The sequence below is a fragment of the Bradyrhizobium sp. USDA3516 genome (assembly GCF_057651995.1).
The window spans coordinates 235,650-253,901 of record NZ_JBYGYN010000009.1; the positions used below are offsets into that span (position 1 = coordinate 235,650).

The following is an 18,252-nucleotide window of genomic DNA, read 5'->3' on the forward strand; positions in this document are numbered from 1 at the left end:
GCGAAGAAAAGCGCCCCCGTTTGCGTTGGATCAACCCCGCGCGGCGGTGCCGGATCTAGGTTCAATCGCACCTTTGAAGAAGCTCGAGGCGATGAACAAGACCGTCAATCCGAACGAACTGAAGCCCGCGGACGACGTAGGGCCGCTCTATGCGGCCCGCAAGAAGGTCTATCCCCAGAGCGTCTCGGGCACGTTCCGCCGGATCAAATGGGGCCTGATGGCATTCTGCCTCGGCGTCTACTATTTCCTGCCCTTCGTGCGCTGGAATCGCGGCCTCGGCGCGCCGAGCCAGGCGGTGCTGATCGATCTTCCCAACAGTCGCTTCTATTTCTTCTTCATCGAGCTGTGGCCGCAAGAGGTCTATTACTTCACCGGCCTGTTGATCGTCGCCGCGGTGGCGCTGTTCCTGATGAACTCCATCGGCGGCCGGATCTGGTGCGGCTATTTGTGTCCGCAGACGGTGTGGACCGACCTGTTCTACGCGGTCGAACGCCTGATCGAGGGCGACCGGCGCGAGCGCATGAAGAAGGATGCATCCGCCGATCCGATGAAGCTCGAGCGCATCTCCGAGATCGTGCTCAAGCATTCGATCTGGCTCATGATCGCCTGGTGGACCGGCGGCGCCTGGGTGCTCTACTTCAACGACGCGCCGACCCTGGTGAAGGAGCTCGTCACCTTCCAGGCGCCGATGATCGCCTATATCTGGATCGGCATCCTTACCGCGACGACCTATCTGCTCGCCGGCTTCATGCGCGAGCAGGTCTGTACCTATATGTGCCCGTGGCCGCGCATCCAGGCCGCGCTCACCGACGAATGGGCGCTCAACGTCACCTATCGCTATGACCGCGGCGAGAAGCGCACGTCGGTGAAGAAGGCCGCCGAGCTGCGCGCCCTCGGCCAGCAGGTCGGTGATTGCGTCGACTGCTACCAGTGCGTGGCGGTCTGCCCGACCGGCATCGACATCCGCAACGGACCGCAGATGGAATGCATCCAGTGCGGGCTCTGCATCGACGCCTGCGACAACGTGATGACGAAGATCGGCCGGCCGAAGCGGCTGATCGGCTACGACAACGACATCAACATCCACCGCCGCCAGGAAGGCAAGGCGCCGATCTACCGGATCGTCCGCGCCCGCACCATCGCCTACAGCGCGATCATCGCCGCGGTCGGCGGCATCATGATCTACACGCTGGCGACCCGCAGCCTGCTCGACGTCAACGTGCTGCACGACCGCAATCCGGTCGCGGTCAAGCTCAGCGACGGCTCGATCCGCAACGCCTATACGGTGCGGCTCCTGAACAAGAGCGGCTACGACCGCGCCATCGCCATCGACGTCGAGGGGCCCGTGAACCCCACGATGCACGTCGTCGGCGTCGATTCGGTGACGCCGGACCGGCCGATCATCGTGATCCCGCGCGATGCGACCAGCGAGCTGCGGCTGCTGGTCACCGCGCCGGCCGAAAGCAATCCGGAGAAGTCCATACCGGTCCGCTTCCACGTCATGGACATCGGGCTCGGCGTCGCCGCGACCGCGACCGACAATTTCGTCGCGCCGTAAATCCAGGAGACCGTCATGTCACCCAAGCCGCTGACCGGAACCAAAGTCTTCCTGATGCTGGTCGCGTTCTTCGGTCTCGTGATCGGCGTCAACGCGACCATGATGAAGCTCGCGATCGCGACGCTGCCCGGCACCGACGTCGACAGCCCCTATGCCGCGGGCCTCGTCTACGAGCGCGAGATCTCGGCGGCGCAGGACCAGGCCGCGCGCAAATGGAAGGTCAATGCCCATATCGAGCGCCGGAGCGACGGCGGCGCCTCGGTCCAGGTCGAAGCCCGCGATGCCGGCGGCCAGCCGATCTCCGGGCTGAAGTTCGGCGGCCGGCTGGAGCGGCCGACCGACAAGCGCGCCGACCTCGCGGTCGAGCTCACCGAAGCCGGCATCGGCCTCTATCGCGGCAATACCGCGTCCGTCGCGCCGGGCCAATGGGACCTCGTGATCGAGGGCGAGGCGCGGGGGACGCGCGTGTTCATGTCGCGCAACCGCGTGATCCTGAACTGAAGGATTTCGTCATGCAGGTCACGCGCGATTTCTCTCATTACGTCCGCGATGCGGGCGAGGGCCTCCGGCACATCGATCTCGCCGTCGAGGGCGTTCACTGCGCCGGCTGCATGGCCAAGATCGAGCGCGGGCTGTCGGCCATCCCCGACGTCACGATGGCGCGCGTCAACCTCACCGACCGCCGCGTCGCGCTGGAATGGAAGACGGGCACGCTCGATCCCGGCCGCTTCATCGATCGGCTCGAGGAGCTCGGCTACAAGGCCTATCCGTTCGAGACCGAGAGCGCGGAGCTCGCGGAGGTCGCCGAATCCCGCTTCCTGCTGCGCTGCCTCGGCGTTGCGGCCTTCGCCACCATGAACGTGATGATGCTGTCGATCCCGGTGTGGTCGGGCAACGTCTCGGACATGCTGCCGGAGCAGCGCGATTTCTTCCACTGGCTGTCGGCGCTGATCGCGCTGCCGGCGGCAGCCTATGCCGGCCAGCCGTTCTTCCGCTCGGCCTGGCGCGCGTTGTCGGCGAAGACCACCAACATGGACGTGCCGATCTCGATCGGCGTGATCCTGGCGCTCGGCATGTCCGTGGTCGAGACCATCCACCACGCCGAGCATGCCTATTTCGACGCGGCGATCATGCTGCTGACCTTCCTCCTGGTCGGCCGCTTCCTCGACCAGAACATGCGGCGGCGGACCCGCGCGGTCGCCGGCAATCTCGCCGCGCTGAAGGCGGAGACGGCGGCGAAGTTCATCGGGTCCGACGAGATCTCGCAGGTGCCGGTGGCGGCGATCAATCCCGGCGACATTGTGCTGCTCCGGCCCGGCGAGCGCTGTGCGGTCGATGGCACCGTGATCGAAGGGCGTTCCGAGATCGACCAGAGCCTGATCACCGGCGAGACGCTCTATGTCATGGCCGAGCTGGGCACGCCGGTCTATGCGGGATCGATGAACATCTCCGGCAGCTTGCGGGTGCGGGTCTCGGCAGCCTCCGAGGCGACGCTGCTCGCCGAGATCACGCGGCTGCTCGACAACGCGCTCCAGGCGCGCTCGCGCTACATGCGCCTTGCCGATAGGGCGTCGCGGCTCTATGCGCCGGTGGTGCATGCGACCGCGCTTCTGACAATTCTCGGCTGGGTCGTCGCCGGTGCGAGCTGGCACGATGCGATCGTGACCGGCGTCGCCGTGCTGATCATCACCTGTCCCTGCGCGCTCGGGCTCGCAATCCCGACGGTGCAGACGGTGGCTTCGGGTGCGATGTTCAAGGCCGGTGTGCTGCTCAATGCGGGCGATGCGATCGAGCGGCTGGCCGAAGCCGACCATGTGATCTTCGACAAGACCGGCACGCTGACGCTGCCCGAGCTCGAAGTGATGAACGCTGCCGACATCCCCGCCGATGCCTTCGAGCTCGCCGGCCGGCTCGCGCTGTCGAGCCATCATCCGGTCGCGGCCGCGGTGGCGCAGGCTGCCGGTGCAAAGTCTCCGATCGTCGGTGCGGTGGAGGAGGCCGGGCAGGGCGTTCGCGCGACCGTCGACGGTGTCGAGCTTCGCCTCGGCCGTCCCTCCTTCTGCGGTGCCGAGACGCTGGTCGGCAGCGCCATGCTCGATCCCGAAGCTTCCATCGTCGCGTTCAGCAGGGGCAGCGGCAGGTTCATCCTCTCGGTTCGCCAGGGCCTGCGACCCGATGCCAAGGCGGTGATTGCGGCGTTGAAGGCGCGCGACATCGGCATCGAGATCCTGTCAGGCGATCGCGAGCCGGCGGTGAAGGCCGCGGCTCATGCGCTCGACATCCCCGAATGGCGTGCCGGCGTCACCCCGGCGGACAAGATCGCGCGGATCGAAGAACTGAAACGGCGCGGCGCGAAAGTGCTGATGGTCGGCGACGGCATGAACGATGCGCCCTCGCTCGCGGCGGCCCATGTCTCGATGTCGCCGATCTCGGCCGCGCATCTCAGCCAGGCCACCGCCGATCTCGTCTTCCTCGGCCGGCCGCTGGCTCCGGTCGTCGCCGCCATCGACGCCTCGCGCAAGGCGCTGCATTTGATGCGGCAGAACCTCTGGCTTGCGATCGGCTACAATGTGCTCGCGGTGCCGGTCGCGATCAGCGGCGTCGTGACGCCCCTGATCGCCGCTGCCGCCATGAGCGGATCGTCGATCCTGGTGATGCTGAATTCGCTGCGCGCCCGCAGCGCCTCGCGGGAGCTCGTGTGATGGAGATCCTGGTCATCCTGGTCCCGCTGGCCCTGATGCTCGGAGGTGCCGGCCTCGTCGCTTTCCTCTGGTCGCTCAGGAGCGGCCAGTACGACGATCTCGACGGCGCCGCCTGGCGCGCCATCGCCGATGACGAGCCGCCGCAGGAAGCGCCGGCGAAGCGCTAGCGTTTCAGGGCGAAGGTGAGCAGGGCTGCGGCCGCGAGCGCCGCGCCCACGCCAAATATGCACGCCTGCCAGCCGAAAGCGTCGAACAGGCGGCCGAGCACGGCCGTGCCGACCAGCCCGCCGCAGAAGTAACACGCAAGATAGATCCCGCTGGCGATGCCGCGATTGTCGGCTGCGGCCTGACCGATGAAACCCGTCGCGACGGCCTGCGCGAAGAATGTGCCGACGCCGACCAGGACCATGCCGGTGAGCACCTCCCACAGACGCGGCGCCAGCATCAAGGGCAGGCCGAGCGCGGCAACGGCGAGCGCGCCCCAGATCGTGGGCCGCGTTCCCAGCCGCGCGGCCACCTTGCCGGCGAAGAGCGTCGTGACGACCGACGGCAGGAAGACGAAATAGACGAGGCCGAGATCCATCATGCCGAGCGACAGCGGCGGCCGCACCAGCACGAAATTGACGTAGGTGAAGGTGCCGATGAAGGCGAACAGGATGCAGAAGCCGATGCCGTAAGCGGCGCGCAGCTGCGGATTGCGCCAATGCGCGATGGTGGCGGCAAGCGGCGAAGCCGCCGGCAACATCGCATGCATCGGCCGCACGCGGCCCACGGTGAAATAGACCAGCGCCGCGCCGGCAAGATTGAGCGCCGCAAAGACATAGAAGTTCCAGGCAAGGCCGAGGCCATCGGCCAATGCGGCCGAGATCAGCCGGCCGACCAGGTTGCTGGCGACATTGCCGGTGATGTAGGCGGCAAAGGCGCCGCCGGCGTCCATCGCGCTGCATTGCTCGCCGAGATAGGCGAGGGTGAGTGCGAAGGCGGAGGCCATGCACAGGCCCTGCGCGACGCGCAGGGCGGTGAAGGCGGCAAGATTGGGCGCAACGGCAAGCAGGCTGGTGGGGACCGCAAGCAGGGCCAGGCTCAGCAGGATGCCGGTTCGCCGGTCGATACGCGGGCTGAAGAAGCCGACAACGAGGCTGGCCGCGGCCATGCCGAAGGTGCTGGCGTTGACGGCAAAGCCCATCGCCGCGGGCGTGACGCCGTAGTGCCGTGTCAGCGAGGGCAGGATCGCCTGCGTCGCGAACAGGTCGACGACGGTCAGGAATGCGGTGAGGCCGATCACGAGCGAGCGAAACGCGAGGCCCGGGGAGTGCGCGTCCATCGTCATCGCGGCCGGTTTGATGGGCGTGGAAAGATCGGCCATGGCGTGCATTCCCTTCTGTCATTCCGGGCTGGTGCGGACGGGACCTTGAAGCGGCCCGGAGCACCAGACCCGGAATCTCGAGATTCCGGGTTCGCATCGCGCCCCGGAACGACAGCACACTCGGCGCTCGTTACATGTGATTGTCGTTGGGATCCTTGCGGACGTCGCCGACATAGAGAATGACGGTCTCCTTGCCGAGATTCTTCCACCAATGCGAGGTGCCGTAGACTTCGGGGCGGATGTCGCCGGCCTTGTGCACGATCGGGTCGACGCAGTTGGAGGCGTATTCGACGATCTCGCCCTGCTGCACGAAGATCAGGGCAGGACGGTCGTCATGGCTGTGCCAGGGCACGATGCCGCCGGGCGCGATGGTCAGCTTGCGGAAGCGCAGCTCGCGGCCCTCGATGCGGGCGGGCTGCTTGCCGAGATCGATCGCGCCGAGCGTCACGTCGGTGACGCCGACGGCCTTGTGGTCGACCATCTGCTGCGCGTTCGGCTTGGTCTTGCCGGCCGGACATTCGCCGGCGAAGACCGGCTGTGCCGAGAGACCGAGAGCGCCGACAAGGGCAAGTCCGGGCCAGATGCTATGCGAAAATTTGAAGGTCTTTGGCATGAGGATCTCCTGTGTTGGCCGTAACCTCGTTGGGCGCCGGCAATGACGGAAGCTTCGTCGAAATCGAATGCTCTCTGAAATGCCGTCTATCTTTCGACACCATAGCGGCGCGCTATGCATGTCCCAGCATGTGCTTGATGTCGGACGAAAACGTCGGATAAGCGTAGACCGTGTCACGCAGGTGCCTTGCGGTGATGCCGAATTTGATCGCGAGGCCAAAGACGTTGATCAGCTCCTGACCAGCGTGGCCGACGAAGTGCGCGCCGAGGATCCCGTCCGTTGCCTGATCGACGATCACTTTCGACCAGGAAACGGTCTCTGCATATGATCGCGACGAGAACCACTCGCGCATGTCGTTCACGTGAACATCGACCTGCAAACCGGCTTGCCGCGCCGCCGTTTCGGTGAGCCCGACGGCAGCGAGGGCCGGCACTGTGTAGACGGCTGTCGCCAGTCCAGCGTAGTCGGGCGCGTGGCGCGGCCCATCGACGATATTGCGGCCGACCATGTCGCCTTCATAGGTCGCCACAGGGGACAGCTGCGGCGAGATCGGAACCGCGTCTCCGCAAACGTAGACCCGGGGGTTCGAAGCTGAGCGCAAATGTCGGTCGACGACGATCCGGCCGTTGACGTGCTCGACCCGACCTCTGGTCAGATCGAGCCCTTCGACATCGGCCACTCGACCAGCACCGTTTACGACGCGATCCGCTTCAAGCGCCTGCTCGATGCCGTCATGGATGAAGACGACCCGAAGCCGGCCGCCCGTCGGCTCGATCCGCTGGACGACGACGCCCGTCCTGATCTCGATGCCGATGCGTTCGCTTTCGATGTTCAGTTGCGCGACGGCATCGACGTCCATTGAAGGAAGAAGCTGCGGAAGCACTTCAAGGATCGCTACGGCAGCGCCGGCCCGCGCATAAATGTGACCAAATTCCAGCGAGATGACGCCGCCGCCAATGAAGATGACGGAGGCCGGCAACTGGCGCTCGCTCAGTATATCGTCCGAGGTGATCATATGCTCCGCCCCCGGGATCGGCAGCGGTCGTGCCCTGGATCCCGTGGCGATCACGACGTGCTTGGCCTCGAGTAGGCGATCCCCGACGCCGATCGCGTTAGGGGCGACGAAGGCGCCCCTGCCCCTGATCACCTCGACGTTCCGGCGCGCCATGGCGCGTGCGAGATCGCTCGGAATATCCTTGATCATCGCCTTCTCGCGCTCCATCAGCGCCGCCCAGTCAAGCCTGGGTTTGCCGACGGTGACATGATGAGCAGACGCGCGCTCGATGTCGTGCAGCGACTGGCTTGCCGCGACCAGGATTTTTTTCGGCGTGCAGCCGCGGTTTGGGCAGGTGCCACCGAGATCGCGGGGCTCGATCATTGCGACCGAGAGCCCAGCGCGGCGGACCGGTCCGGTCACGCCGATCCCGGCGTTGCCGCCGCCCAGGATCACGACGTCGAATGTTTCGGTGGTCATCGGTCGTGCCTCCAGGTCCGTAGCAGAGTGCAGCCGAGCGCCGGATCGCGCCATCGACGCAGGCCGGCCGGGGGACGCTCCAGTCGTTACTTCGACGTGATGGTGGAACTGATGGACCGAACCACCATCGTTGCCATCTTGAATTGTGCTTCGCGGTTGCTGATGTTGTGGCGCCTCGCAATCCAGTCGAAGTCGGTCCATACGGCCCAGACGTCGCCATTGTCATCCTGCGTAAGCAGCAGGCGGACCGGCCAGTCGAGACCAGCGTCGGGGTTTGCCGTGATGAACTGGGTCCCGAGGGGCGGATTGCCGAAGATGAGCAAGGTGGAAGGCCTGAGCGCGATCCCGGCTTCCGCGGCGAGCTTCGATTGATCGACTTCCAGGAAGAACTTGATGCCCTTGGCGGCAAGGTCCGCCTTGATGCGGCTGATCGCTTCCGACATCGGCACGGCGCTCTTCACGCGCACGATCCCGTTATCGCTATCGCCGCGGGCAACCGACGTCCTGCCGAAAGCACGAGGAACAGAAGTAGAAGAGAGGTGGCAAGATTCGCAGCGTGCAGGGTGATGCGACGTCCCATGGCATTCTTCTCCGGCGGTGGTAGCTTTGGACTGCGGGAAGGATGGACGCTCGATTCAAGCAGATGAAATGCCGTCTGGCTCTTGAGCCGATAGCTCCGGGCTATCGCGGATGCGATAGGCGGCAGCTATCAAACCGATTGTGGGTCGGCATTTCCATTTGAGACGGATCAAGCATTCGATCACCGGCGGCCCTTGCGGGGCGGCTGAAATGCCAAATAATAGGCCTCACCAATGCCGGAGCGGAAAATGACAGCCCTTTCCCCAATCGATGCCGAGCGGCTCAAGCTTGCCTTCCAGCGCTGCCGTGACATGGAGGGCACCCTGAACGATCAGCTTCGAGCGTACGCGAATGCAGGTCGTGAGATCTTTCCGGCTTACGGCGAGGCAGTCGACCGCCTTGTGGCAAGGCTGACCGAAAATGGGGGTGGAGAAAGCGCACCGCGTCCGGGCGAGGTGATGCCGTCCTTCATCCTGCCGGACGAGGACGGGCATCTGGTCACACTGCCTTCGCTGATCGCACGTGGCCCCGTAGCAGTCATGTTCTTTCGAGGCCATTGGTGCCCTTACTGCCGACTGAACGTGCGCGCGGTGATCCAGGCGCTGGACCGCATCAAGGCGATGGGGGCGCAGGTCGTCGCGATCATGCCGGAGACGCAGGAATATACCGGGCAGATCAAGGCCGAATCCGGCGCGCCGTTCCCGATCCTGACCGATCTCGACAACGGCTATGCGCTGTCGCTCAACCTCGCGATCTGGCTCGGCGCCGAGATCCAGCAATTGCTGTCCTATCAGGACATGGCGAAATTCCACGGCAATGACGGCTGGATGCTGCCGATCCCGGCCGTGTTCGTGGTCGGACGCGACGGCATCGTGAAGGCTCGTTTCGTCGACCCGGATTTCCGCAAGCGCATGGAGATCGACGATCTGATCGAAGCGCTGGAGCGCGCGAGCCGGGAGAATTGAGCGGCGCTTTCTTCCCTTCTCCCCCTGGGGGAGAAGGTGGCGCGAAGCGCCGGATGAGAAGTGTCTATCCGCGTGCACTGATGCTCGCAGTGCGCATCTCACCACGGAGAAGGCGCTGGCTCTGCTATCCCGCGATCTCGCGCCAGTCTGCGCCGCGCAGCATGCGCATCACGGCGTTGCCCACCGCGGTGCGTTGCCGGCCGGCGACCCCGTAGAGATTGACGGTGCGGCGGGCGTCCAGCCCGGTGACCGCGGCGCGGGTCAGCCGCTCCGGCACGGGCGAGGTGTGCGGCACCATGGCGACGCCCATCTCGGCCGCGACCAGCTCGATCAAATCGCGCTCGTTCGAGACCTCATGACCCTGTTCGATCTCGATGCCGTGCTCGCGCAGGCTCGCGGAGATGCGGCGCGCGTGCTCGCAGAAGGTTCGGCTCAGCAGCAGCTCCGATCGCAGATCGTCCAGTTCGACCGAGCTGCGGCCGGCCAGCCGGTGCCCATCGCCGACGACGAGCTCGAAGCTCTCGGTGAACAGCGGCCAGACATCCAGCCGGTCCCAGGCCTCGTCGATCTCGGCCGCAATGCCGAGCTCGGCTTCGCCTTTCTTCAGGAACTCGCCGACCTCGCGAGCCGAGCCGCGCAGGAAGCGGAATTCGAGCCGGTTGAACTGCCGCCTGATCTCGTTGAGATGCGGAATCAGCAAAGCGAGGTCGATCGAATGCGTCAGCGCAATGCGGAGCGCGCCGATCTCTCCGCTCCTGAACGAGGAGGCGAGCGAGCGCGCGCCGATGGCCGCGTCATAGCACTGCTTCAGCAGCGGATGCATGCGCTGGCCGAGCTCGGTCAATTGTGCGGCGGGGCGTTCGCGGCGGAACAAATCGCCGCCAAGCTCGGCCTCGAGCTGCTTGATCGCGCGCGTCAGCGACGGCTGCGTGACGTTGCACTCCTCGGCCGCGCGCGTGAAGTTCAAGAGCTGCGCCACCGCGAGGAAATAGCGGACCTGGTGCATTTCCATGGATCGGCTCCCAGCGAAATCGACCGGAAATCTATCCGATCGGGGCAGGAAATGACATCCCGCCTGCGATAGCGCGGACGTATGGACTCGGAAGCCAGCCGGCATTTCCGCAAGTCCCGGAGATCCCGCACATTTCGCTCCAGCCTGGCGCGGTGTCGCCGAGAAGAGGTCTGGATCATGAATATCCCCATCAAGACGCAGACGTCCGCTTCGTCACGCGTGCTGGCCGGCAAGGTAGCGCTGGTCACTGGATCGACCAGCGGCATCGGTCTCGGCATCGCACGGGCGCTGGCCGCCTCCGGCGCCGACATCGTGCTCAACGGCCTCGGTGTCGCCAGCGAGATCGGCCGGACGCGCGAGCAGATCGCCGCCGAGTTCGGCGTCAAGGCCAGCTATTCGCCGGCGGACATGACGAGGCCGAAATCGATCGCCGAGATGATCGCGGCGACGGTGGCCCAATCCGGCCGGCTGGACATTCTCGTGAACAATGCGGGCGTCCAGCATGTCGCGCCACTCGACCAGTTTCCGGTCGAGAAGTGGGACCAGATCCTCGCGATCAACCTGTCCTCGGCCTTCCACACCACGCGGCTCGCATTGCCGGCGATGCGGCAGAACGGCTTCGGCAGGATCATCAACATTGCCTCGGCGCACGGCCTGGTCGGCTCGCCGTTCAAGGCGGCCTATGTGGCGGCCAAGCACGGCATCGTCGGCTTGACGAAAGTGACGGCGCTGGAAACTGCGGAGGAAGGCATCACCTGCAACGCGGTGTGCCCCGGCTATGTCTATACCCCGCTTGTCGAGGCACAGATCGACGGGCAGGCGAAGGCGCACGGCATATCGCGCGATCAGGTGATCCGCGACGTTCTGCTGGCGCAGCAGCCCAACAAGCGCTTTGCCACGGTGGAAGAGCTCGGCGCGCTCGCGGTGTTTCTGTCGACGGACGCGGCGACTTCGATCACCGGCGTTGCGCTGCCGGTCGACGGCGGTTGGACCGCGCATTGACATGGGCCGGCGCAGCAAGTCGAATATTCGAACGGTGCAAGCTCACCAGGAGCGAGACATGGGCACGCAGGACAATTTGCAGCACAGGAAGTTCGACCTGCCGGGTCAGGTCGTTCTCGTGCTTCAGGGCGGCGGCGCGCTGGGTTCGTACCAGGCCGGGGTCTACCAGGCCTTGCACGAAGCCGGCATCGAGCCGGACTGGATCATCGGCACCTCGATCGGCGCCATCAATGCGAGCCTCATCGCCGGCAACGCGCCCGAGCACCGCCTCGCGCGCTTGCGGGAGTTCTGGAAACGGATGGAGCAGCAGCCGGTCTGGGACTGGCGAGCCGCGTTTCCCGGCTTCAACGAAAAGCTGGCCTATTGGTCCACCGTGACCCACGGCATTGCCGGCTTCTTCCGGCCCAATGCGCTGGCCCATGCCGGCGATTCCTATCCGCTGGGCGCCGATCACGCCGGCTATTATTCGACCGCGCCGCTGGAGAAGACGCTGAGCGAGCTCGTCGATTTCGATCTCGCCAACCGCTGCGCGCCGCGCCTGACGGTCGGTGCGGCGCATGTCGGCACCAGCCAAATGCGCTATTTCGACAGCCGCGACGGCGAGCTGACGGTGAAGCACGTGATGGCCTCGGGCGCGCTGCCGCCGGCTTTCCCCGCCGTGCGCATCGACGGCGAACTCTATTGGGACGGCGGCATCCTGTCGAACACGCCGACCGAAGCGGTGTTCGACGACAATCCACGCAGGAACTCGCTGATCTTCTCCGTGCATCTGTGGAATCCGGTCGGGCCGGAGCCGACCACGATGGCGGAGGTGCTGAACCGGCACAAGGACGTGCAATATTCCAGCCGCATCGCCAGCCAGATCGTGCGACAGCAGCAGGCCCATCGGCTGCGCCATGTCATCAACCAGCTCGCAGCGCGGCTGCCCGAGAGCGAGCGCAACGATCCAGCGGTGAGGGAGCTGACGAGCTACGGCTGTCCGACCCGCATGCATGTGGTGCGGCTGCTGGCGCCGCAGCTCGAGCACGAGACCCACACCAAGGATATCGACTTCAGTCCGTCCGGGATCACGCGGCGCTGGCACGCCGGCTATGCGCATACGAAATCGGTGCTGGCGCGCAAGCCCTGGATCGGCGAATTCGATCCGCTCGCCGGCGTCGTGCTGCACGAGCATATGGACGAGATGCCGATGGCGGCGGAATAGGGCGCCTCGTCGCTCTTCATCGAATCGCCACAGGCCTTGCGGATCGTCGGCCGTCCGCCACTCGCCAAGGCCTCGACATGGTATCGGAGAACGATCTTGAAGCCGCTCTCGATCAGGTCCGCGCTCACGCGGCGGGGCCGGTTGCGGGCGTGTTCGGCCCCGACACGGTCACCTGGCGGATCGACCGTGAGGCCGTGATCTTTCTCGGCGCCGGCCGCGCGCTGCTCCTGCAACTGGCCCATCCCTGGGTCGCCGCCGCCATCGCCGAGCATTCCAGGACCTTCGCCGATCCGGTCGGCCGCTTCCATCGCACCTTCGACATCGTCTTCGCGATGGTGTTCGGCTCGCTCGACCGGGCGCTGTCGTCGTCGCGGCAATTGCATCGGCGCCACGGCATGATCGTCGGCGAGATGCCCGAGACCGTGGGGCCGTTCGCGGCCGGCTCGCACTACTCAGCCAACGACATTGCCGCGCTGCGCTGGGTTCACGCCACGCTGGTCGAGACCGCGCTGCTGGCGCATGACCTCGTTCTGCCAAAGCTCTCGGCCGATGAGCGCGAGCGTTACTGGGCCGAGAGCCGGACGTTCGGCGCGCTGTTCGGGCTGACGGGGGATGACCTGCCGGCGGACTGGGCCGGCTTCGCCGCCTACACCGCGGCGATGGCGCAGTCGGAGACGCTGACCGTCAGCAGCGCGGCACGCGAGATCGCGGCGCAGATCTTCACGGGCGCGCGCCCGTGGTTGCGGCCGCCGCGCTGGTATCGCGCGCTCACCGCGAGCATGCTGCCGGAGCGCTTGCGCGCAGGCTTCGGCTTCGAGCTCGACGCCCGATCCGCCGACAACGCGCTGCGATGGATCAGGCGCGCCTACCCGAAACTGCCTGATCGGCTGCGCTATGTCGGTCCCTACCAGGAGGCGCATGCGCGGCTGCGGGGCGAAGCGCAGCCCGACTGGATGACACGGTGCCTCAACCGCGCCTGGATCGGCCGGCCGCAGATGGATGTGCGCCATTGAGCGCGTGTCCCGGACAAGCTGCAACGCATAGGCGTTGCAGCGCAGAGCCGGGACCCAGAGGCCGCGAGCCCCGGCGCACTATGGGCCCCGGCTCAGCAGCGCACCACGTCGCAAGGCGACGCGCTGCGCTGCGTCCGGGGCACGAGAGGGGAGTGGGGCGCGCAACCTTCTCCTCCTCGTCACTGCGAGCGCAGCGAAGCAATCCAGACTGCCGCCGCTGAGGGATTCTGGATTGCTTCGTCGCTTCGCTCCTCGCAATGACGGAGTATGCGGAAACGCCTCGGCTCACACCGACGCCAGCTTGCGGTACAGCGCGCTGTAGCTGCCGGCCGAGATGCTCCAGGAGAACGAGCGCCCCATGGCGCTGCGGCGCATCGTATCGAGCTGGTCGTGGGCCATGAAGGCCGAGAAGGCGCGCCGCACACCGCCGAGGAACGACTCGCGCGACGGCCTGGAGAACAGGAAGCCGGTCTCGCCGTCGCTGATGGTCTCGGCGAGGCCGCCGGTCTGGTGCCCGATTGGCAGCGAGCCGAAGCGCTGGGCGTACATCTGGCTCAGTCCGCACGGCTCGAACCGCGACGGCATCAAGGTGAAGTCGCTGCCGGCGAAGATGCGCCGCGCCTGGGCGTCGTTGAAGCCGATCGCAACTCCTATTGCGTCGGGACGGCGGCGGTGCGCGTCGATCAGGGCCTGCTCGAGCGCCGGCTCGCCGGAGCCGGTGACCACGATCTGCCCGCCGGCGTCGACGATCTCGTCCGCCGCCGACAGAACGAGGTCGATGCCCTTCTGGTGCACGAGACGCGCGACGATGCCGAACATCGGCCCGCGCGATACCGCCAGCCCGAACTGCTTGCGGACGTAGTCCGCGTTGGCCTTCTTGCCGACCCAATCGCCGGCGCCGAATTGCTGGGCGAGCTGGGCGCAGGAGCGCGGGTCCCAGCTCTCGTCGATGCCGTTGAGGATGCCGGTGAGTTCGGCGGCGTCCGAGCGCAGGCGGAGCAGGCCCTCGAGGCCGCAGCCGAACTCGGCCGTGGTGATCTCCCGCGCATAGGTGCCGCTGACCGTGGTGAGGTGCGAGGCGTAGACGAGGCCCGCCTTGAGGAAGGAGACCTGGTCGTAGAACTCGACGCCGTCGATGTGGAAGGAGCTCTCCGGTGCGCCGATCCGCCGCAGCGAGTCCTTCGGGAAGAGGCCCTGATAGGCGAGGTTATGGATGGTGAGAATGGACGGCAGCTTGGCGCCCTGCCAGGCCAGATAGGCCGGCACGAGCGAGGCCTGCCAGTCGTTGGCATGGATCAGGTCTGCTGCCCAATTCTTGTCCAGCTTGCCCATGGCGAGCTCAGCTGCCGCCGAGGCGAAGCGCGCGAAGCGGATGTCGTTGTCGGGCCAATCCCGCCCAAGCTCGTCGCCATAGGGGTTGCCGGGCCGGTCGTAGAGCTGCGAGCACAACAGCACATAGACCGGCAGCCCGTCCTTGGTCGCCGCACGGCCGAGCGAGCAGGCCGGCATCTCCGCGAATGCGGGACAGCGGCCGACGATCTGAATATGCGTGAGTTGCTCGATGATGTCGCGATAGCCGGGCAGCATGATCCGGATATCGGCGAAGGAGCGAAGTGCGCGGGGAAGGGCGGCGGAAACGGCGCCCAGTCCGCCGACGCGGACGAAGTCGTCCATCTCTGTGGTGACGAACAAGACCCTCAAGAACAGCCGCCCTCTTCCGATCCCGCTTGCTGCTATGCAAGAACGGGTCCAGTTATCCTGGAATTCCAAAGCCCGCCCACGCGGCACGTCTGCTCGGTAAACACTTTCCTACTCAGCCGCCGCCCTCTAGGGTCGCCGCATCAACAACGAAGAACTTCGATGGTTCCCAAGAGATCCCAGGACGCAGGCAGGCATGCAGCTAGCAGATAAGCATGAGCGGACGACGACAAAGGCCTTCGCGGGCCTGCGGGTGCTGGATTTTTCGACCACGATCGCCGGGCCCCATTGCACACGGATGCTCGCCGACATGGGTGCCGAGGTCATCAAGATCGAGTCCGACGGCGGCGAGACGATGCGGACCCGGCCGCCGCTGCGCAACGGCTGCAGCACCGCGTTCGGCCAGCTCAATGTCGGCAAGAAGAGCGTGGTCCTCGATCTCAAGTCCGAGGACGGCAAGGAGGCGGTGCGCCGGCTGGCCGCGACCTCGGACATTCTGGTCGAGAACTTCCGTCCCGGCGTGATGCGCCGCCTTCGGCTCGACTACGACAGCCTGCGCCAGGTCAACCCGAGACTGATCTATTGCTCGATCTCGGGCTACGGCCAGACCGGCCCTTCGGCCGAACTGCCGGCCTACGCCCCGGTGATCCACGCGGCCTCCGGCTACGACATGGCGCATCTCGCCTACCAGCCCGGCCGCAACCGTCCCGACTATTGCGGCATCTACCACGCCGACGTCGTCACCGGCACCTATGGTTTTGGCGCGATAGCGTCCGCGCTCTATCAACGCACCGTGACGGGCGCCGGCCAGCACATCGACGTCTCCATGCTGGAAACCATGCTGTCGCTGACGCTGACCGAGCTGCAGAGCTCGCAATTCGCGGTGCCGCCCCCGCCGCGCCCGATGTTCGGACCGACCGAGACGGCAAGCGGCTACGTCATGATCACGATCGCCAGCGAGAAGACGTTCCAGGCCCTGATGGGGGTGATCGGCCGCCCGGACTGGGTCTCCGATCCACGCTTCGCCACCTACGCCGCGCGGCGCGCGAACTGGGCCGAGCTGATGGATGGCGTCGAAATCTGGTCGCGGCAGCTTTCGACCGATGCGTGCCTGCGTGTGCTCGAGGGTGCCGGCGTGCCGGCTTCGGCCTATCGCAGCGTGTCCGAGGCCCTGGCCGATCCGCAGCTCGCGCATCGCGGTGCGCTCTCCGAGGTGCGGGACGAGGGCGGCTCGTTTAGGGTGCTCAACCTGCCGTTTCGGATGTCGGGGGCTGACACGGCCCCGGCCAGGACCGTGTCCGCGCTTGGCGAGCACACCGACGCATTGCGCCAGGAGATCGGCCTTGCGGACGGTACGGCAATTCCGCCAGGCAAAACGGTCGCGACATCTTAAAGTCTTATCGCCGCCGCATGCGGCGTTCGAGCTCTCGTTCGTTCCTCTTGCCGAGCCGGGCATTTGTCGCCAAGCTCGCCTCCGAGTCATTCAACGATCCGAAACATCGGACGAGGGATCCCGGGAGGAACCATGACGAACGCGGCGGCCTTGGCGCGCAAGCGCGTGCCTGTTTTCCTCGTTGCGGCATTTGCACTGACAACGCCGGTGCAGGCGCAGAAGTCGGGCGGCAGCATCACGGTCGGACAGGAGCTCGATATTCCGGGCTTCGATCCACTCAAGGTCGGTGTCTACGACACCTCGACCAATACGGCCGCGGCCGCGATCTTCGACACACTGACGACGCTTGATGAGAAGGGAGAGCCGGCGCCGAAGCTCGCGGTGTCCTGGTCCCACTCCGAGGACTACAAGACCTGGACCTTCAAGCTTCGAGAGGGCGTGAAATTCCACGACGGCACGCCGTTCAACGCACAGGCCTTCAAGGAGAATTTCGATCGCCAGAAGGATCCCGCCAACAAGTGCCGCTGCGCCTTCTACATCACCAACGTCAAGGAGGTGCTGGCGCCGGACGAATACACGATCGTCTACAATCTCACCGATCCCAGTGTGAACCTGCCGGCGACGATCACCATCCAGAGCCAGAACAACGTCATCCATTCGCCGACCGCCTGGAAGACCAAGGGCGACGATTACAACCGCAATCCCGTCGGCACCGGCCCCTACATCCTGAAATCCTGGACCGCCGGCGACCGCATGGTGCTGGAGAAGAACCCGAACTATTGGGACAAGGGCCGTCCTTATCTCGACCGCATCGTCCTGAAGCCGCTGCCGGATGCGCAGTCGCGCTTCGCTTCGCTGCAATCGGGCGAGGCCGACATCATCTGGGACGACGAGAACGACGCCGACAACATCATGAAGGCGCAGAAAGACCCCAAGCTCACGGTGCACACCTACAAGGGCTCGGGCGCTGCGGTCTACGCCTTCAACACCAAGGTGGCGCCGTTCGACGACGTCAGGGTGCGGCAGGCGCTGGTGATGGCGATCGACCGCCCGAAGATGTCGCAGGCGATCAGCAACGGCCTCAGCCGGCCTGCGAGCAATCCTTACGGCGACGGCTCCTGGGTCAAGTGCAAGGACGACGGGGCGCTGCCGTTCGACGTCGAGAAGGCCAAGGCGCTGATCAAGGATTACGGCAAGCCGGTCGAGTTCAAGATGCTGGTGACGGCGACGCCGCGCGGCCGCATGGTCGGCCAGGTGCTGCAGCAGTTCTGGAAGCGTGTCGGCGCCAACATGGAGATCGAGCAGGTCGACCAGGCCACGATTCCGACGCGCGCCTTCACCCGTCAGTTCCAGCTGACGCCGTGGCGCATCGTCGATCTCGCCGATCCCGATCCGCAGATGTACGCGAATTTCCGCAGCGGCAGCCCGCTGGCGCTCGCCGGATATTCGAACCCCGAGCTCGACAAGCTGCTGGACCATGCGCGCGTCACCGCCGACATCGGCCAGCGCACCGAGGATTACTGCGCCATCAGCCGCCTGATCAACAAGGAGGCGATCTGGTTCTGGACCTTCCAGAACACTTACTACGCGCTGTCGAGCGCCAGGCTGAAAGGCTTCCCGAAGATGTACAACGGCGTGATCGACGTCTCGACCACCTGGCTGGAATGACCGCG

General features: G+C 65.8%; 16 protein-coding genes. 10 read left to right on the plus strand and 6 right to left on the minus strand.

The features are described 5' to 3' along the window. The first annotated feature begins 91 nt into the window (after positions 1-91). Genes ccoG through ccoS form a run of 4 tightly spaced genes read left to right on the plus strand, consistent with a single transcriptional unit; the run spans position 92 to position 4,427 of the window. On the plus strand, positions 92-1,558 hold the full coding sequence (ccoG, locus tag AC24YW_RS26900; protein WP_487485553.1) for a cytochrome c oxidase accessory protein CcoG: 1,467 nt from the start codon (positions 92-94) through the stop codon (positions 1,556-1,558). Between the two features lie 15 nt (positions 1,559-1,573). Beyond that, positions 1,574-2,059 (plus strand): FixH family protein, encoded by a 486-nt coding sequence (locus AC24YW_RS26905; protein WP_487485554.1) that lies wholly within the window; start codon positions 1,574-1,576, stop codon positions 2,057-2,059. Between the two features lie 11 nt (positions 2,060-2,070). Next, positions 2,071-4,260, plus strand: a complete 2,190-nt coding sequence (locus AC24YW_RS26910; protein WP_487485555.1) for a cation-translocating P-type ATPase — start codon at positions 2,071-2,073, stop codon at positions 4,258-4,260. Next, positions 4,260-4,427 (plus strand): cbb3-type cytochrome oxidase assembly protein CcoS, encoded by a 168-nt coding sequence (gene ccoS / locus AC24YW_RS26915; protein WP_008550618.1) that lies wholly within the window; start codon positions 4,260-4,262, stop codon positions 4,425-4,427. Before AC24YW_RS26910 ends, ccoS begins: the two co-directional genes overlap by 1 nt. Here the strand turns inward: ccoS and AC24YW_RS26920 are convergent. The 4 genes from AC24YW_RS26920 to AC24YW_RS26935 all read right to left on the minus strand — a co-directional run bounded on the left by AC24YW_RS26920 (position 4,424) and on the right by AC24YW_RS26935 (position 8,174). Beyond that, positions 4,424-5,626, minus strand: a complete 1,203-nt coding sequence (locus AC24YW_RS26920; protein ID WP_487485556.1) for an MFS transporter — start codon at positions 5,624-5,626, stop codon at positions 4,424-4,426. The genes ccoS and AC24YW_RS26920 overlap by 4 nt on opposite strands. Positions 5,627-5,756: 130 nt before the next feature. Then, on the minus strand, positions 5,757-6,239 hold the full coding sequence (locus tag AC24YW_RS26925; protein ID WP_487485557.1) for a cupin domain-containing protein: 483 nt from the start codon (positions 6,237-6,239) through the stop codon (positions 5,757-5,759). 112 nt (positions 6,240-6,351) lie between these two features. After that, positions 6,352-7,713, minus strand: a complete 1,362-nt coding sequence (locus AC24YW_RS26930) for a dihydrolipoyl dehydrogenase family protein (RefSeq protein ID WP_487485558.1) — start codon at positions 7,711-7,713, stop codon at positions 6,352-6,354. Between the two features lie 86 nt (positions 7,714-7,799). Then, positions 7,800-8,174: a DUF302 domain-containing protein gene (locus tag AC24YW_RS26935; RefSeq protein WP_487485559.1), complete on the minus strand. Its 375-nt coding sequence runs from the start codon at positions 8,172-8,174 to the stop codon at positions 7,800-7,802. Positions 8,175-8,540: 366 nt separating this feature from the next. Here AC24YW_RS26935 and AC24YW_RS26940 point away from each other — a divergent pair, with 366 nt between their 5' ends. Next, positions 8,541-9,257 (plus strand): peroxiredoxin-like family protein, encoded by a 717-nt coding sequence (locus AC24YW_RS26940; protein ID WP_487485560.1) that lies wholly within the window; start codon positions 8,541-8,543, stop codon positions 9,255-9,257. A 124-nt stretch (positions 9,258-9,381) separates the two neighbouring features. On the opposite strand, the gene AC24YW_RS26945 is transcribed toward AC24YW_RS26940, so the two are convergent. Further along, complete coding sequence (locus AC24YW_RS26945) at positions 9,382-10,269, minus strand: LysR family transcriptional regulator (protein ID WP_487485561.1); 888 nt, start codon at positions 10,267-10,269, stop codon at positions 9,382-9,384. 177 nt (positions 10,270-10,446) lie between these two features. Here AC24YW_RS26945 and AC24YW_RS26950 point away from each other — a divergent pair, with 177 nt between their 5' ends. The 3 genes from AC24YW_RS26950 to AC24YW_RS26960 all read left to right on the plus strand — a co-directional run bounded on the left by AC24YW_RS26950 (position 10,447) and on the right by AC24YW_RS26960 (position 13,488). Further along, entirely contained in the window at positions 10,447-11,271 is an 825-nt protein-coding gene (locus AC24YW_RS26950) for a 3-hydroxybutyrate dehydrogenase (RefSeq protein WP_487485562.1), read from the plus strand. 58 nt (positions 11,272-11,329) lie between these two features. Beyond that, positions 11,330-12,475, plus strand: coding sequence for a DUF3734 domain-containing protein (locus AC24YW_RS26955; protein ID WP_487485563.1), 1,146 nt, complete (start codon positions 11,330-11,332; stop codon positions 12,473-12,475). Between the two features lie 77 nt (positions 12,476-12,552). Next, complete coding sequence (locus AC24YW_RS26960) at positions 12,553-13,488, plus strand: oxygenase MpaB family protein (RefSeq protein WP_487485564.1); 936 nt, start codon at positions 12,553-12,555, stop codon at positions 13,486-13,488. Positions 13,489-13,773: 285 nt separating this feature from the next. Here the strand turns inward: AC24YW_RS26960 and glgA are convergent, their stop codons facing one another. After that, positions 13,774-15,189, minus strand: coding sequence for a glycogen synthase GlgA (gene glgA, locus AC24YW_RS26965; RefSeq protein ID WP_487485565.1), 1,416 nt, complete (start codon positions 15,187-15,189; stop codon positions 13,774-13,776). Between the two features lie 193 nt (positions 15,190-15,382). On the opposite strand from glgA, the gene AC24YW_RS26970 reads away from it, so the two are divergent. Both AC24YW_RS26970 and AC24YW_RS26975 read left to right on the plus strand, forming a co-directional pair. Next, on the plus strand, positions 15,383-16,579 hold the full coding sequence (locus AC24YW_RS26970; protein WP_487485566.1) for a CaiB/BaiF CoA transferase family protein: 1,197 nt from the start codon (positions 15,383-15,385) through the stop codon (positions 16,577-16,579). 132 nt (positions 16,580-16,711) lie between these two features. Further along, positions 16,712-18,247, plus strand: a complete 1,536-nt coding sequence (locus AC24YW_RS26975) for an ABC transporter substrate-binding protein (protein ID WP_487485567.1) — start codon at positions 16,712-16,714, stop codon at positions 18,245-18,247. The last annotated feature ends 5 nt before the right edge of the window (positions 18,248-18,252 follow it).